Below are 15,148 nucleotides of genomic sequence, written 5' to 3'. Positions count from 1 at the left end.
CGCTTAGCGCTGCGGGTTCGGCTCGACGATGTCCATCGAGCCGCGCTGCACCTCGACGAACACCTGCTCCGGCACGCCGGCCAGCCCCTTCGGCCCGGGCCGCTTCACCACCACGCCCATCCGCGTCCACAGCTCGATCATCCGCCGCAGGCCGTCGGTGTAGCCGGCCTCGACATGCAGGCCGATGCCGGCCGCGCCGCGCGCCCACGGCACGCGCGTGTGATAGAACCGCAGCCGCTCCTCTGCGGAGAGATCGGTGCGCATCATCTGCTTGTAGAACGCCTCGGGCAGCACATCGACCGGCAGCAGCGCCGGCCACCACACCGGCGTCGGGAAGCCCGACGCGGTCAGCACCGCCTGGCAACTGAACGCGTCGCCCTGCCATGGCACGCCCATCCAGCGCGTCAGATCGCCCGGCGCCTGCGGGCCGATCGGCGCGCCCTGATCCGGCTTGTCCGGATTGCCGGCGAAGACGTTGACCGGATTGAGCTGCAGCCCGAGATCCTGATTGAGCGATCTGCGGTTCGACAGCGCGATCCGGAACGGCAATCTGGTCTCGTCGGGGCCGCGATACAGCGCCTTGTGGCGGATCGGCCAGGTGATCTCGACGCCGGGATGAAACGCGCCGCCGGAGCAGGCGTCGAGCGCCGCGCGCGTCATCGCTTCGGGCCGCAGTTCGACCGGCAGATCGTCGAGCGTCTTCACCGCATCCGCGGCGGCGTTGGCGTAGTCCGCCTCGAACTTGCCGTCGGCCCACAGCTCCAGCACGCGATATTGCGTCGGCGTCAGCGCCAGCCACGAATGCCGGCTGTCCGGATAGTTGACGCCGTCGCCGAGCATGATCGGCACCGCATAGGCGCGCTGATCCTCGCCGCCCGGCCTGCGGAAGATGTCGAACACCTTCTTGCGCGCCGCCCTGGTATCAGCAGTCGGCTTGGCCAGCGTTTCGATGATCGCGGGGTCGGACAGGTCGCCGACGTCGTGCCACGCCGCGCCCAGGAACGACGCCGCCGCGACCCATTGCATCGCGCCGGCGCGGCGCAGGATCGGCAGCACGTCGCGGCGGAACGAGACCTTGTCGGCCGGCGCCTGCAATTGGCCGGAGGCGATCATCGCCTCGCGCGCGGCATCGTACAGCGTCACGATCGGTTCGAGCTGCGGCGCGAATTTCGGCCCGCAGCACACGACCCACGCCGGTTCGCAGTCGACGCTCGCGCCGTCGATGCTGACGCTGGCCTTGACCCAGCCGTCGGCCCAGTCGTCGTGCCAGCCGTCATTGTTGGTGAAGTCGCGCACCGGATTCTGCGGCAGCGAGGAGCGCGACACGCCGTCGGCGGCGAACACCAGCAGGCGGCCCTTGTCGTCGGTGCGCAGATGGCCGAGCGGCACGTCGAGCGTCTGCCAGAACCGGCCCTTCATGCGATAATTGTCGTCGCCGCCCGCGCCGTTCACCGAGGCGCCGGAAATCGCCACCGCGCCGGGATCGATGCACAGCATCGCCTCGCGCTTGTCGAGCGCGATGAAGGCGTTGCGCTGCGCGCCCGGCACGCCCGGTGCGGCTGCGCCCTGATCCATCGCGTTGACGAAGCCGTACCAGGAGGCCTTGGTGTTGGCGACGTGCACGCTCCACTTCGCCTGCGTAGCGTCGATCTCGCGGACCACGCGGCCCTGATCGTCGTAGCCGAACAGCCGGAAGCGCTGCACCTGCTTCTTGATGCGGCCGCGCGGATCCTTGAAACCGCCGTCGGGCTCGGACAAAAGGCCGGGGACTTCGGGGGCGAGAAACCAATCGTCGGCATTGCCGACGCGCGAGAAGCCGATCGCCGGGAAGACCGCGACCTTGGCGATTTTGGCGCCCTGCGGCGCCGGCTGTTGCGCGTGCAGCGACGAGATCGCCGCCTTGCCGAGGATCGGCCCGCCAAGGCCCAGCGCCGCGGCGCCCAACAGAAAATCCCGACGCTTCATACCGAAGCTCTCCCCTGCAAATAATACCTGCAAGGTCTTCGCAACTGGAACTTAAAGCCGGATTAATGCCGCTGCAGCACTGGAGCGAAGCGATCGTTTTTCGATGTTTTCTATCGAGGCCCGGCGTCGAACGCCGGGCGAGGCTGCCGGGCTACGCTCAGCCGTCGATCTTGGCCGGCTGCAATTCGACCGACTCGCCGCAGCCGCAGGCCGAGATCTGGTTCGGATTGTTGAACACGAACTGCGCCTGCATCCTGTCGGCCTTGTAGTCCATCTCGGTGCCGAGCAGGAACAGCACGGCCTTGGGGTCGATCAGGATCTTGACGCCCTTGTCCTCGATCACCTCGTCGCTCGCCTTCAGATCGTGGGCGTATTCGACGGTGTAGGACTGGCCGGCGCAGCCGCCGTTCTTGATGCCGACGCGCAGTCCGACGATCTCGCTGTCGGCGCGCGACATCAGGTCCTTGACGCGGGTCGCGGCAGCGTCGGTCAGGCGCATCACCTGCGGGCGCGGCCGGCGAGCGGGCTTTTCGGTGTTGGAAAGCTGTGTCATCTCCGACATGTGTTCACGTCCTCGTGGCGGTTCAAGGCCGCCCGTGTGTGACATTGTTCTTCTCAGTCAGTCCCGTCATTGCGAGCACCCGGATCGGCGCTCCGCGCCGGCCGGGCACAGGCTCCGCGAAGCAATCCAGGGGCGGCACACGCGCGGCACTGGATTGCTTCGTCGCTCCGCTCCTCGCAATGACGGCCAATCGTCTCACCACATATTCAGCACGAGCCGCGCCTCGTCGCTCATCCGCTCCGGCGTCCACGGCGGCTCCCAGACGATCGCGACGTTGACCACGCCGACGCCCGGCACGGTGGCGACCGCGTTCTCGACCATGGTCGGCAGTTCCGCCGCCGCCGGGCAGTTCGGCGTCGTCAGCGTCATGTCGACGTCGACGGTGCGGTCGTCCTTGATCTCGACCTTGTAGATCAGGCCGAGTTCGTAGATGTCGGCCGGGATTTCCGGGTCGAACACCGTCTTCAGCGCCGCGACGATCTCGGTGCCGAGCCGCTCGGTCTCCTCGGGCGGCAGCGCCGAGACGGTCTGCATATTGGCCTTGGCTTCGATCGTATCGGTCATGCGAACAGGTCCCGCGCCTTGATCAGCGCATTAGCGAGTTGGTCGACTTCCTCACGGGTATTATACATGCCGAACGACGCTCGGCACGTCGCCGTGACCTGGAACCGTTCCAGCAACGGCATCACGCAATGGGTTCCCGCCCGCACCGCGATGCCCTGGCGGTCGATCACGGTGGCGATGTCGTGCGGGTGAGCGCCCTTCATCTCGAACGAAATCACCGGCCCCTTGCCCTTGGCGGCGCCGATGATGCGCAGCGAGTTGATCTCGCGCAGCCGCTGTTCCGCATACGTCAAAAGATCGTGTTCGTGCGCGGCGATGCGCTCCTTGCCGATCGAATTGACGTAGTCGATCGCCGCCCCGAGCCCGACCGCCTCGACGATCGCCGGCGTGCCGGCCTCGAACCGGTGCGGCGGGTCGCCATACGTCACCCAGTCCTGCGCCACTTCGCGAATCATCTCGCCACCGCCGTTGTAGGGCCGCATCTTGGCGAGCACATCGTACTTGCCGTACAGCACGCCGATCCCGGTCGGGCCGTACAGCTTGTGGCCGGTCATGATGTAGAAATCGCAGTCGATGTCCTGGACGTCGATCGACAGATGCACAGCGCCCTGGCTGCCGTCGACCAGCACCGGAATGCCGCGGTCGTGCGCCAGCTTCACTACCTCTTTGACCGGAACGATGGTGCCGAGCGCGTTCGACATCTGCGTGATCGCGACCAGCTTGGTCTTGGGCCCCAGCAGCTTCTCGAATTCGTCGATCAGGAAATTGCCGTCGTCGTCGACCGGCGCCCATTTGAGAACAGCACCCTGACGTTCGCGCAAAAAGTGCCACGGCACGATGTTGGAATGGTGCTCCATGATCGAGAGCACGATCTCGTCGCCCTCGCCGATATTCGGCGCGCCGAACGACGACGCCACCATGTTGATCGCCTCGGTGGCGTTGCGGGTGAAGATGATCTCTTCCGGCCGCTTGGCATTGAGGAACTGCTGCACCCGGCTGCGGCCGCCCTCATAGGCTTCGGTCGCCGCGTTGGCGAGATAATGCAGGCCGCGATGCACGTTGGCGTATTCGCTCTCATACGCCTTGGTCATCCGCTCCAGCACCATTCGCGGCTTCTGCGCCGAGGCGGCGTTGTCGAGATACACCAGATCCTTGCCGTAGACCTTCAGCGCCAGCGCCGGAAAATCCTCGCGGACTTTGGCGACGTCGTAGGATCCGTTTGAAACCGCGGGATGTGCCATGTCAGGCCTTCCAACTCGAGAGCGATCGCAGCAGTGCCGCATCCACTCCCTCTCCCCGCGCGCGGGGAGAGGGCTGGGGTGAGGGGGCGTCTCCGCGAGGCCGAGACTCGGCGAGACGCCCCCTCACCCGGATCATCGCTACGCGAAGATCCGACCTCTCCCCGCGCGCGGGGAGAGGTGAAGTGCGTGCTCGCTTCTGGCTCCGGGACGCCGACTGCATGATTGTCCGCCCTACCCCCGCGCCGCCAGCCAGCGCTCGGCGGCGCCGATCGCGAGTTCGCGCAGATTGTCGTCGGCGATCGCCTCGATCGCCTCGCCGACGAAGGCCTGGATCAGCAGCGCCTCGGCCTCCTTCTCGGCGAGACCGCGCGCGCGCAGATAGAACAGCAACTGATCGTCGAGCGCGCCGATCGCGGCGCCGTGGCCGCAGGTGACGTCGTCGGCGAAGATCTCGAGCTCCGGCTTGTTGTCGGCCTCGGCCTCGTCGGACAGCAGCAGCGCCCGCGTCATCATCTTGGCGTCGGTCTTTTGCGCCGGCTGGCGCACGTTGATGCGGCCCTGGAACACCGAGTGCCCGCGATCGTCGGCCACCGCGCGAAAGCCTTCGCGGCTGACGCAATGCGGCACGTCGTGATTCATCACCAGCGTGGTGTCGGCGTGCTGCTTGCCGTTCAAGAGATTGACGCCGTTGGTTTCGACATGCGCGTGCTCGCCGGCGATCGTCACGGTCGACGAATAGCGGCTGACCAGCGCGCCGGTCGCGATTCCGACGACGTTGTAGTGTGCATGCGCGCCGACGCGCACTTCGGCCGCGGCGATGTTGAACGCCTCGCGCGAATCTTCGATCAGCCGGACGTGATCCAGCCGCGCGCCGTCGCCGATCGCGATCACCGCCGCGTCGTGCACCTGATAGACGCCCGCGCCTTCTCCGGCGACGTAGCTCTCGACCACGGTCGCGGCGGCATCCTTGCCGAGCGAGACCAGCGTGCGCGTGAACATCGCCGATGCTGCTCCGCCCGAGGCGATGTGCAGGATGTGCAGCGGCCGCGCAGGCTTGGCGCCGTCGGCGACATCGATCACCACACCGTCGGTCATCAGCGCGGTGTTCAGCGCCGTCATCGGGTTGGAATTGTCGAGCGACAGCAGCCGGTCGTCGCCGGCGTCGAGCGCATCGCGCAGGCTGCGGATCGACAGCCCCGGCTCCAGCGCCGCAAGATCCGACAGGCTGGTCGCCAGCGCGCCGTCGACCAGCACCAGCCGGCGGACGCCCTCGATCGCGTGCAGCTTCACCGCCGCCTCGGCCCGCGCCAGCGCCGCGGCGTCGGGCGCAGGCGCCACCGGCAGCACCTCGCGCATCAGCGCGCGCAGATCGGTGTACTTCCAGTCCTCGATCCGGCGATGCGGCAGGCCGGTGCGCTGGAACGCGTCAAGGGCCTCGCGGCGGGCGTCCGCGACCTTGCCGGCCTCCGGCTGGCGCGCGGCGACGCTCGCTAAATTCGCGCCCGCCATGTCCATCTTGTCGGTCTTCGCCACTGCGATATTCATCTTGATCCGTCCGATCCGCCTTAGGCCGCAGCGTCCTGATATTGCGCGTAGCCATTGGCTTCGAGTTCGAGCGCCAGTTCCTTGCCGCCGCTCTTCACCACCCTGCCGCGCGACATCACGTGGACGTGGTCGGGTACGATGTAGTCCAGGAGCCGCTGATAATGGGTGATCACCACCATCGCGCGGTCCGGCGTGCGCAGCGCGTTGACGCCTTCGGAGGCGATGCGCAGCGCGTCGATGTCGAGGCCCGAGTCCATTTCGTCGAGGATGCACAGGCTCGGCTGGAACAACGCCATCTGCAGCACTTCGTTGCGCTTCTTCTCGCCGCCGGAGAAGCCGACATTGACGCCGCGCTTCAGCATCTCCTGCGGAATGCCGAGCGAGCTTGCGACCTCGCGGACGCGCTTGAGGAAATCCGGCGTCGACAGTTCGACTTCGCCGCGCGACTTGCGCTGCGCGTTCAGCGCGGTGCGCAGGAACGTCATCGTCGCCACGCCGGGAATTTCGACCGGATACTGAAACGCCAGAAACACGCCCTTGGCGGCGCGCTCGTCCGGCGCCATCGCCAGCAGGTCCTCGCCCTTGAACAGGATCTCGCCGCCGGTGACTTCGTAGCCCGGCTTGCCGGCGATCACGTGGGAGAGCGTCGACTTGCCGGAGCCGTTCGGCCCCATGATCGCGTGCACCTCGCCGGCATTCACGCTGAGCGTCAGCCCATGCAGAATTTCGCGCTCGGCGACGCGGACCTGGAGATTTTTGACTTCGAGCAGTGCGGACATTGCCAGCCTTCCTGTGTGGCCCTCGTCCTGAGGAGCGCGCCTCGCGCGCGTCTCGAAGGACGAGTTGATATGACTTTATCGTTGCCATCCTTCGAGACGGCCGCTTCGCGACCTCCTCAGGATGAGGGCTTCCGGATTATCCGACCGAGCCTTCGAGGCTGATCGAGATCAGCTTCTGGGCCTCCACCGCGAACTCCATCGGCAGTTGCTGCAGCACGTCCTTGACGAAGCCGTTGACCACGAGGCCGACCGCTTCTTCCTGCGACAGCCCACGCTGCACGCAGTAGAACAGCACGTCCTCGGAGATCTTCGACGTCGTCGCTTCGTGCTCGAACAGCGCCGAGGCGTTCTTGGCCTCGATATACGGCACGGTGTGCGCGCCGCACTGGTCGCCGATCAGCAGCGAGTCGCAGGCGGTGAAGTTGCGCGCGCCCTTGGCCTTGCGGTGCGCGGTGACGAGGCCGCGATAGGTGTTCTGCGAGCGGCCGGCCGCGATGCCCTTGGAGATGATCCGGCTCGTGGTGTTGTTGCCGAGATGGATCATCTTGGTGCCCGAGTCGACCTGCTGATAGCCGTTCGAGATCGCGATCGAATAGAATTCGCCACGCGAATTGTCGCCGCGCAGAATGCAGCTCGGATATTTCCAGGTGATCGCCGAACCGGTCTCGACCTGGGTCCAGGAGATCTTGGAATTGTTGCCGCGGCAGTCGCCACGCTTGGTGACGAAGTTGTAGATGCCGCCCTTGCCTTCCGAATTGCCCGGATACCAGTTCTGCACCGTCGAGTACTTGATCTCGGCGTCGTCGTGCGTGATCAGTTCGACCACGGCGGCGTGCAGCTGGTTCTCGTCGCGCTGCGGCGCGGTGCAGCCTTCGAGATACGAGACGTAGGAGCCCTTATCGGCGATGATCAGCGTGCGCTCGAACTGGCCAGTGTTGCGCTCGTTGATGCGGAAATAGGTCGACAGCTCCATCGGACAGCGCACGCCCGGCGGCACGTAGACGAACGAGCCGTCGGAGAACACCGCAGAGTTCAACGTGGCGTAGTAATTGTCCGAGGTCGGCACCACGGTGCCGAGATATTTCTTCACCAGGTCCGGATGCTCTTTGATCGCTTCGGAGATCGGCATGAAGATCACGCCGGCCTTCTTCAGCTCGGCCTGGAACGTGGTCGCCACCGAGACCGAATCGAACACCGCATCGACCGCGATCTTGCGGCTCGGCGTGTTCGGCTCGCCCGGCCGCGGCTCGACGCCTTCCAGCAGCGCGACTTCACGCAGCGGAATGCCGAGCTTCTCGTAGGTCTTCAGGATCTCGGGATCGATCTCGTCGAGCGAGCCGATCGTCTTCTTCGGCTTCGGCGCCGAATAGTAATACAGATCCTGGAAATCGATCTTGGGATAGTCCACCCGCGCCCAGGTCGGCTCGGTCATGGTCAGCCAGCGACGATAGGCCTCGAGCCGCCACTGCAGCATCCAGTCCGGCTCGTTCTTCTTCGCTGAGATGAAGCGGACGATGTCTTCCGACAGCCCCTTGGGAGCCTTGTCGGATTCGATCAGCGTCTCGAATCCATATCGATATTGATCGACGTCGATCTGGCGAACCCGATCGACGGTCTCTTGGACGGCAGCCATTTAAACCTCCGCTCGCGGTTTCAAGGACCGCGGTGGATCTGCTGGAACATGCTTACACGATCCGGCGCGGGATGAAACCCTCTTAGAACCGTTCAAGCTCTGTTTCATGATCCCTTTTAGTTAGGTTGCCCGCAAGCTTTCGCCAAGCCTTCAGGCATCGATCAATGTCGGATTCGCTACTCGACCAGCCAAGACTGAGCCGTATCGCCGACTGAGCAAGTTCCGGACCAAAGCCCATTGCCTCCAAGACGTGTGACGGCCGGACCTTTCCCGACGAACACGCCGACCCGGACGACACCGCGATCCCGGCGAGGTCGAAGCCGATCACCGCGGTCTCGGCGCGGAGTCCCGGCACCGCGACCAGCGTCGTGTTCGGCAGCCGCGGCACGGATTCGGCGATGATCACGCTGCCTTGGGTTTGCCTCAGGTTTGCCTCGAGCCGATTCCGCAGTTTTTCGACCCGCGGCATGTCCGTCGCCATCGCTGGAATCGCCGCGGCGACGGCTGCGCCGAAGCCCGCAATACCGGCGATATTCTCTGTCCCCGCACGCCGCCCCAGCTCCTGCCCGCCACCGCGCAGCAGCGGCTCCAGCCCCTGCAGATGGCTTGCGAGGACGAGCGCTCCGACCCCTGTCGGCCCGCCCAGCTTGTGTCCCGACACGGATATCAGATCCGCGCCTAAATCGTTGATGTCCAACGGGATCTTGCCCAGCGCCTGAATCGCATCGACATGCAGCAGGCCATCCGCGGCATGGACGATTTCGGCAATATCATGAATGGGTTGCAGCGCGCCGGTCTCGTTGTTGGCGAGCATCACCGAGACCAGCGCAGGGCGCGCGCCCGCCATCAGGCTCCGGAGGTGATCCAGATCGACAACGCCTTCACCTGTTACCTGAACGGTCTCGACGCGCGCGTGCGGAAACCGCCCGCCGGCCAGCACCGAGGCATGCTCGATCGCCGAAACGACAAGGTGTTCAATCGCCTGGGAGCCGACGCGAAGACCGGGCGTGAGCGCCAGCATGTTGGCTTCGGTACCTCCTGACGTAAATACTACATTGCGCACCTCGGCGCCGACCGCCGCCGCGACCGCCGCACGCGCCTGCTCGAGCAGCCCCCGCGCGGCGCGCCCCTCGGCGTGAATTGAGGACGGATTGCCGGCCGTCTCCAGCGCCGCTGCGATCGCCGCCCTGGCCTCCGGCCGCAAAGGCGTCGTCGCATTCCAGTCGAGATAAGCGCGGTCGGCCTTCAGCAATTCCCTGTCCTTCTGTAACAGCCTGAGACGGTTCCATTTTCGGGAACCTGCGAGCGTGGGATCGGATCCGGCGCGTGGCGATGTTCAATATGCTTGCAATTGGCCCTGCGCTCCATGCTAGAACGCAGCTCCCCGTTCATCCCGCCGTTGCCTGATCTGCCGGACGGCGGCCAACGGTCGTTTTGGCAGGGCCCGCGCGCGCCCGACGCGCCAGGCCCATCCCAATCTACCAAGGATCGCTGATGCCTGAAGTCATTTTCACCGGTCCCGCAGGCCGCCTCGAAGGCCGCTACCACCCGGCCAAGCAGAAGAACGCGCCGATCGCGATGGTGTTGCACCCGCATCCGCAGTTCCGCGGCAGCATGAACCACCCGATCGTCTATCAGGTCTATTACGCCTTCGTGGCGCGCGGATTTTCGGTGCTGCGGTTCAATTTCCGCGGCGTCGGCCGCAGCCAGGGCTCGTTCGACCACGGCACCGGCGAATTGTCCGATGCCGCTTCGGCGCTCGACTGGGCGCAGACCATCAACCCCGAAGCCCGCGCCTGCTGGGTCGCCGGCTTCTCGTTCGGCGCCTGGATCGGCATGCAGCTGCTGATGCGCCGGCCCGAGGTCGAGGGCTTCATCTCGATCGCGCCCGAGCCGAACCGCTACGATTTCTCGTTCCTGGCGCCCTGCCCGTCGTCCGGCCTGATCGTGCACGGCGAGAAGGACATCGTGGCCCCCGCCAAGGACGTCAACACGTTGGTCGAAAAGCTGAAAACCCAAAAGGGCATCGTCATCGACCAGCAGACCATCCCCGGCGCCAACCACTTCTTCGAAGACAAGATGGAGCCGCTGATGGAGACGGTGACGTCCTATCTCGACATGCGGCTCGCCAACGTCCGGTAACATCTGCTCCGTCATTGCGAGCGCAGCGAAGCAATCGAAAGCTCGGTGCACCGGACTGGATTGCTTCGTCGCTCCGCTCCTCGCAATGACGGATTGGCCTCACGGCCGCGCCAGCAGCCCGCCTGTCATCGGGAACGCCACCCCGGTGGTCGCCGGATAGCTGAGCGGCAGGCCCTTCAGCCCGCGCGCGGCGAGGAAGCCGAACGCCTGCGCCTCCATCGCATCGGCCGACCAGCCCAGCGCATCGGCGCTCTCGACCTGCGCCGGCGCCAACCGCTCCCGCAGCATCCGCATCATCGTCAGATTGCGCGCGCCGCCGCCGGTGACCACGAAGCTTTGCGGCGGCTTCGGCAGCAGCGGCACGATCCGCGCGATCGCCCCGGCTGTGAACGCCGTCAGCGTCGCCGCGCCATCGGCGGCCGACCAGTCCCGCAGCGGCAGCGACGCGAAGTCGTTGCGGTCCAGCGATTTCGGCGGCGGCTGGACGAGGAACGGATGCTGCAGGGCTTCGGCAAGCCAGCCGCTGTCCGCAGCGCCCTGCGCCGCGAGCCGCCCCTCGCAGTCGAACGGCTTTCCGATCGTGCGGAATACGAAATCATCGAGCAGCGCATTGCCCGGACCGGTATCGCAGGCGATCAGCGTCTGGTCGCCGTCGATATAGGTGATGTTGGAAACGCCGCCGATATTGACCACCATGATCGGCCCCTCGCGGCCGAGCGATCGCGCCAGCGCGCGATGATACACCGGCACGAACGGCGCGCCCTGGCCGCCTGCGGCGACGTCGGCTGCGCGGAAATCATGCATCACCGGAATCCGGATCGCCTTCGCCAGCGCCAGCGCGTCGCCGATCTGCACCGTCAACTTCGCCGCGGGTCGATGCAGCACCGTCTGGCCATGGAATCCGACGATGTCGACGGCGCCGGCGGCGATCCGGTGGTGCGCCATAAAGGCCGCGACCGCCTCGGCGTGCGCGATCGTCACCACGCGCTCGGCCTCGGCGAGGATGCCCGGCCGCGCGTCGCGCCGGTCGAGATGCGGGGCCTCGGCCAGAGCCTGACGCAGCAGCCCGCGCTCGGTCTCGGTGTAGGCCCGATAGCCGGAGGGTCCCAGCGCCGACACTTGCCGGCCGTCGGTCTTGATCAAGGCGACGTCGACGCCGTCGAGCGAGGTCCCGCTCATCAATCCGATCGCCGTCATCATCATGGCATCGCGCCTTTCGGGCCGCTGCGGAACGTCCAACTTGTGTCAAACACGCAGTTCTTATAATGCCACACGGTAACGCGATCGAAAGCCCTCACGTGCATTCCGCGCAGCCGATCTGCGCGATGCGTGAAATAACAGTGATCAGAGATCGATAAAGATGACCGCATTTAAGTCCGATTTTATGAATGTGCTCCAGAGCAGGGGCTTCGTTCATCAGATGTCCGACCCGGATTCGCTGGACGCGCTTGCGGCGCGCGGCGCGGTCGTCGCTTATGTCGGCTACGACTGCACAGCGCCGTCGCTGCATGTCGGTCATCTCTTGTCGATCATGATGCTGCATTGGCTGCAGGTCACCGGCAACAAGCCGATCGCGCTGATGGGCGGCGGCACCACGCGCGTCGGCGATCCGTCGGGGCGCGACGAAACCCGCAAGATCCTGACCTACGAGCAGATCGACGCCAACAAGGAGTCGATCAAGGGCACGTTCTCGAAGTTCATCAAGTTCGGCGACGGCGCCAGCGACGCGCTGATGGCCGACAATGCCGAGTGGCTGACCAAGCTCAACTACATCGAGATGCTGCGCGACATCGGCCGCCACTTCTCGATCAACCGCATGCTGACGATGGATTCGGTGCGGATGCGGCTCGAGCGCGAGCAGGAGCTGTCGTTCATCGAATTCAACTACATGATCCTGCAGTCCTACGACTACGTCGAACTGGCGCGGCGCTACGGCTGCAATCTGCAGATGGGCGGCTCCGACCAGTGGGGCAACATCGTCACCGGCGTCGACCTCGGCCGCCGCATGGGCACGCATCAGCTCCACGCGCTGACCTGCCCGCTGCTGACGACATCGTCCGGCGCCAAGATGGGCAAGACCGCCGCCGGCGCCGTCTGGCTCAACGGCGACATGCTGTCGCCCTACGATTACTGGCAGTACTGGCGCAACACCGAGGACGCCGATGTCGGCCGCTTCCTCAAGCTGTTCACGCTGCTGCCGATGGACGAGATCGAGCGGCTGGCGAAGTTGCAGGGCGCCGAGATCAACGACGCGAAGAAGGTGCTCGCCACCGAGGCGACCGCGCTGATGCACGGCCGTGAGACGGCGGAGAAGGCGGAAGCGACGGCGCGGACGACGTTCGAACAGGGCGGCACCGCGCAGGATCTGCCGAGCATCGACGTCACCCGCGCCGAGCTCGACGCCGGCATCGGCGTGCTGGCTGCATTCGCCGAGAAGGCCGGCCTCGTCGCCTCCAACGGCGAAGCGCGGCGGCAGATCAAGGCCGGCGGGCTGCGGGTCAACGACGTCCTCGTGACCGACGAGAAGATGGCGCTGACTGCGGCCGATCTCACTGCCGAGGGCGTGATCAAACTGTCGATGGGTAAGAAGAAGCACGTCCTGCTCAAGCCCGCATAGCCCCATTCGCCGCGAGCGCTGTTCTTTGCAGCGGAAACGCGCTCCATGGAGCCAACGTTTCTCGGGAAGGACCGCACCTTGGACCAGCGCGCATCGCAGCGGACCGGCCTCGTCGTGCTCGGCGTGTGTTTCGTGCTGTCGCTGCTCGGCCGCGGCCTGGGCGAGAGCTTCACCGTCTTCCTGCTGCCGATCTCGCAATCCTTCGGCTGGGACCGCGCCGAGGTGGTGTCGATCTATTCGCTGACAGCGCTGTGCAGCGGCCTCGCCTCGCCCTTCGTAGGCCGGCTGTTCGACCGCTCCGGCCCCCGCGTGGTCTACATGCTGGGTCTGCTGCTGCTCGGCGGCGCCTTCCTCGGCGCGGCCATCGCCCAGCAACTCTGGCAATTGCAGATCGCCGTCGGCCTGTGTGTCGGCCTCGGCATCGCGCTGACCGGCACCGTGCCGAACTCGATCCTGCTCGGCCGCTGGTTCGGGGCGCGGCTGCCCACCGCGATGGCCGTGGTGTATTCCGCGACCGGCGCCGGCGTTCTGTTGCTGCTGCCGATCGCGCAGGTGCTGATCGAACGCTCCGGCTGGCGCGGCGCCTACGAGATGCTCGGCGCGGCGATGCTCCTGCTGCTGGTGCCGCTGCTGATGCTGCCATGGCGGCGCTATGCCGCCGGAGCTCCCCGCGCGATGCGAGCAGCGACGCTCGACGCGCCGGACGACGGCTGGACGCTGCGCGCGGCGATGCGCCACCACGCCTTCTGGGCGCTGTTCGCGACGTTCTTCTTCACCGCGATCGGGATGTATGCGATCGCCGCGCAGGTCGTCGCCTATCTGGTCGATGCCGGCTTTCCGCCGTTGCAGGCGGCGACCGCCTGGGGGTTCTCCGGCGTGGTGCTGGTGATCGGCATGCTCGGCGTGAGCTGGCTCGACGGCGTGATCGGCCGTCGGCCGTCGATCCTGTTCAGCTATGCGGTCTCGATCGCCGGCATCGTGATGCTGTGGCTGCTGAAATCCTATCCCAACTACGTCCTGCTGACCGGCTTCGTCGTCTGCTTCGGCAGCATGATCGGATCGCGCGGCCCACTGATTACGGCGACCGCGATGAAGCTGTTTCGTGGCAGGCACGTCGGCCTGATCTACGGCACGATCGCGATCGGCAGCGGGCTCGGATCGGCGATCGGCTCATGGTGCGGCGGCCTGATCCACGATCTCAGCAACAGCTACGATCCGGTGATCGGCTTCGCGCTGGTCAGCGTGCTGATCGGCATGATTCCGTTTCTGGTTGTGCCGGCGCTGCGGGAGCGACAATAAGCGCTCGCTACTGCTACGCAGTGGCAGACATCGGTCATGATTTCGCAATCGCTGGCGTGGCATAGACCCGGCATTGGCGGCACACGCGCTCCCGTGATCAGCAAAATGTGTTCGGCGGATTTGCGCTCGATCACATCGCCCAAGCCACGAAGCCGGGCACCGTCTCCCGGTGAGCTGCTGATCCCCTGGGCTGCTCGCGCCGCGCTTTCGTTTCGGAGACATCATGACCACAACAACTCTCGACACCACCGAAAAACGCCCCAGTGAATACGGCTCCCTCGCCGTCACCCTTCACTGGGTGATCTTCTTTGCCGTGATCGCTCTGTTCGCCTCCATGAACTACGCGCAAGGGCTGGAAAAAGCCGATCCGCTGCGCGGTACGCTGTACAATTGGCACAAGGCGATCGGCACCGTGGTGCTGGGCCTCGCCGTGCTGCGCCTTCTGTGGATCAAGGTCCACGGCGCGCCGGATCTGGTGCCGTCGCCGCGCGTTACCGAGGTGATCGCCCGGATCAGCCACGGCCTGCTGTATCTGCTGCTGATCGCCCTGCCCGCCACCGGCGTCGGCATGACGCTGTTCTCCGGCCGCGGTATCGATCTGCTCGGCATCCCGCCGCTGCTCGAAGCCAACAAGGCGGTGGCCGGCGCGCTGCACGCGGCCCACGGACCGCTGTTCCTGGCGACGGTGATCGTGGTCTTCATCCACGTCGTCGGCGCGCTGTGGCATCAATACGGCCGCCATGACTCCACGCTCGGCCGCATGGTGCCGTGGCTGCGGACCAAAGAATAAGCGCCCGGCGC

General features: G+C 65.9%; 13 protein-coding genes. 4 read left to right on the top strand and 9 right to left on the bottom strand.

What is annotated here, in order from left to right; translation table 11 throughout:
* Positions 1-3 precede the first annotated feature (3 nt).
* From goxA to SR870_RS04730, 8 genes are all read right to left on the bottom strand, one after another.
* A complete protein-coding gene (gene goxA, locus SR870_RS04765) occupies positions 4-1,965 on the bottom strand; it encodes a CTQ-dependent glycine oxidase GoxA (protein ID WP_322516892.1) in 1,962 nt (653 codons plus the stop codon).
* 157 nt (positions 1,966-2,122) lie between these two features.
* The gene (gene sufA / locus SR870_RS04760; protein ID WP_416221125.1) at positions 2,123-2,527 is read right to left on the bottom strand and encodes a Fe-S cluster assembly scaffold SufA; all 405 of its coding nucleotides are present in this window, start codon (positions 2,525-2,527) and stop codon (positions 2,123-2,125) included.
* 195 nt (positions 2,528-2,722) lie between these two features.
* Positions 2,723-3,091, bottom strand: coding sequence for an SUF system Fe-S cluster assembly protein (locus SR870_RS04755; RefSeq protein WP_011441875.1), 369 nt, complete (start codon positions 3,089-3,091; stop codon positions 2,723-2,725).
* Positions 3,088-4,332 carry a cysteine desulfurase gene (locus SR870_RS04750; protein ID WP_322516891.1) on the bottom strand — a complete coding sequence of 415 codons (1,245 nt, stop codon included), beginning with the start codon at positions 4,330-4,332 and terminating at the stop codon, positions 3,088-3,090. Before SR870_RS04750 ends, SR870_RS04755 begins: the two co-directional genes overlap by 4 nt.
* A 231-nt stretch (positions 4,333-4,563) precedes the next feature.
* Complete coding sequence (gene sufD / locus SR870_RS04745) at positions 4,564-5,877, bottom strand: Fe-S cluster assembly protein SufD (RefSeq protein ID WP_322516890.1); 1,314 nt, start codon at positions 5,875-5,877, stop codon at positions 4,564-4,566.
* Positions 5,878-5,897: 20 nt separating this feature from the next.
* Entirely contained in the window at positions 5,898-6,656 is a 759-nt protein-coding gene (gene sufC, locus SR870_RS04740; protein ID WP_322516889.1) for a Fe-S cluster assembly ATPase SufC, read from the bottom strand.
* Between the two features lie 136 nt (positions 6,657-6,792).
* Positions 6,793-8,289: a Fe-S cluster assembly protein SufB gene (gene sufB, locus SR870_RS04735; RefSeq protein WP_322516888.1), complete on the bottom strand. Its 1,497-nt coding sequence runs from the start codon at positions 8,287-8,289 to the stop codon at positions 6,793-6,795.
* Positions 8,290-8,371: 82 nt separating this feature from the next.
* Positions 8,372-9,538 carry a cysteine desulfurase family protein gene (locus SR870_RS04730; RefSeq protein WP_322518193.1) on the bottom strand — a complete coding sequence of 389 codons (1,167 nt, stop codon included), beginning with the start codon at positions 9,536-9,538 and terminating at the stop codon, positions 8,372-8,374.
* Positions 9,539-9,783: 245 nt separating this feature from the next.
* Between SR870_RS04730 and SR870_RS04725 the strand changes: the two genes are divergently transcribed.
* Complete coding sequence (locus tag SR870_RS04725) at positions 9,784-10,431, top strand: alpha/beta hydrolase (protein WP_322516887.1); 648 nt, start codon at positions 9,784-9,786, stop codon at positions 10,429-10,431.
* A 99-nt stretch (positions 10,432-10,530) separates the two neighbouring features.
* On the opposite strand, the gene SR870_RS04720 is transcribed toward SR870_RS04725, so the two are convergent.
* Positions 10,531-11,634, bottom strand: a complete 1,104-nt coding sequence (locus tag SR870_RS04720) for an anhydro-N-acetylmuramic acid kinase (protein ID WP_322516886.1) — start codon at positions 11,632-11,634, stop codon at positions 10,531-10,533.
* Positions 11,635-11,791: 157 nt separating this feature from the next.
* On the opposite strand from SR870_RS04720, the gene tyrS reads away from it, so the two are divergent.
* The 3 genes from tyrS (at position 11,792) to SR870_RS04705 (ending at position 15,137) form a co-directional block, all read left to right on the top strand.
* Positions 11,792-13,048, top strand: a complete 1,257-nt coding sequence (gene tyrS, locus SR870_RS04715) for a tyrosine--tRNA ligase (protein WP_322516885.1) — start codon at positions 11,792-11,794, stop codon at positions 13,046-13,048.
* Positions 13,049-13,126: 78 nt separating this feature from the next.
* Positions 13,127-14,347 carry an MFS transporter gene (locus tag SR870_RS04710; RefSeq protein WP_322516884.1) on the top strand — a complete coding sequence of 407 codons (1,221 nt, stop codon included), beginning with the start codon at positions 13,127-13,129 and terminating at the stop codon, positions 14,345-14,347.
* A 223-nt stretch (positions 14,348-14,570) separates the two neighbouring features.
* Complete coding sequence (locus SR870_RS04705) at positions 14,571-15,137, top strand: cytochrome b (protein WP_322516883.1); 567 nt, start codon at positions 14,571-14,573, stop codon at positions 15,135-15,137.
* Positions 15,138-15,148: the final 11 nt, after the last annotated feature.

This window comes from Rhodopseudomonas palustris (assembly GCF_034479375.1).
Taxonomy (GTDB): domain Bacteria; phylum Pseudomonadota; class Alphaproteobacteria; order Rhizobiales; family Xanthobacteraceae; genus Rhodopseudomonas; species Rhodopseudomonas palustris_M.
The sequence above is the reverse complement of the archived record's forward strand: the minus strand, read 5'-3'. Positions and strand labels throughout refer to the sequence as shown.

What these genes read in the sequence shown, in the direction of transcription:
- SR870_RS04705 (WP_322516883.1), top strand. Translation starts at nt 14,571, where the DNA reads ATGACCACAACAACTCTCGACACCACCGAAAAACGCCCCAGTGAATAC.
- tyrS (WP_322516885.1), top strand. Translation starts at nt 11,792, where the DNA reads ATGACCGCATTTAAGTCCGATTTTATGAATGTGCTCCAGAGCAGGGGC.
- sufA (WP_416221125.1), bottom strand. Translation starts at nt 2,527, where the DNA reads ATGTCGGAGATGACACAGCTTTCCAACACCGAAAAGCCCGCTCGCCGG.
- SR870_RS04720 (WP_322516886.1), bottom strand. Translation starts at nt 11,634, where the DNA reads ATGATGATGACGGCGATCGGATTGATGAGCGGGACCTCGCTCGACGGC.
- goxA (WP_322516892.1), bottom strand. Translation starts at nt 1,965, where the DNA reads ATGAAGCGTCGGGATTTTCTGTTGGGCGCCGCGGCGCTGGGCCTTGGC.
- sufC (WP_322516889.1), bottom strand. Translation starts at nt 6,656, where the DNA reads ATGTCCGCACTGCTCGAAGTCAAAAATCTCCAGGTCCGCGTCGCCGAG.
- sufD (WP_322516890.1), bottom strand. Translation starts at nt 5,877, where the DNA reads ATGAATATCGCAGTGGCGAAGACCGACAAGATGGACATGGCGGGCGCG.
- SR870_RS04750 (WP_322516891.1), bottom strand. Translation starts at nt 4,332, where the DNA reads ATGGCACATCCCGCGGTTTCAAACGGATCCTACGACGTCGCCAAAGTC.
- sufB (WP_322516888.1), bottom strand. Translation starts at nt 8,289, where the DNA reads ATGGCTGCCGTCCAAGAGACCGTCGATCGGGTTCGCCAGATCGACGTC.
- SR870_RS04725 (WP_322516887.1), top strand. Translation starts at nt 9,784, where the DNA reads ATGCCTGAAGTCATTTTCACCGGTCCCGCAGGCCGCCTCGAAGGCCGC.
- SR870_RS04755 (WP_011441875.1), bottom strand. Translation starts at nt 3,091, where the DNA reads ATGACCGATACGATCGAAGCCAAGGCCAATATGCAGACCGTCTCGGCG.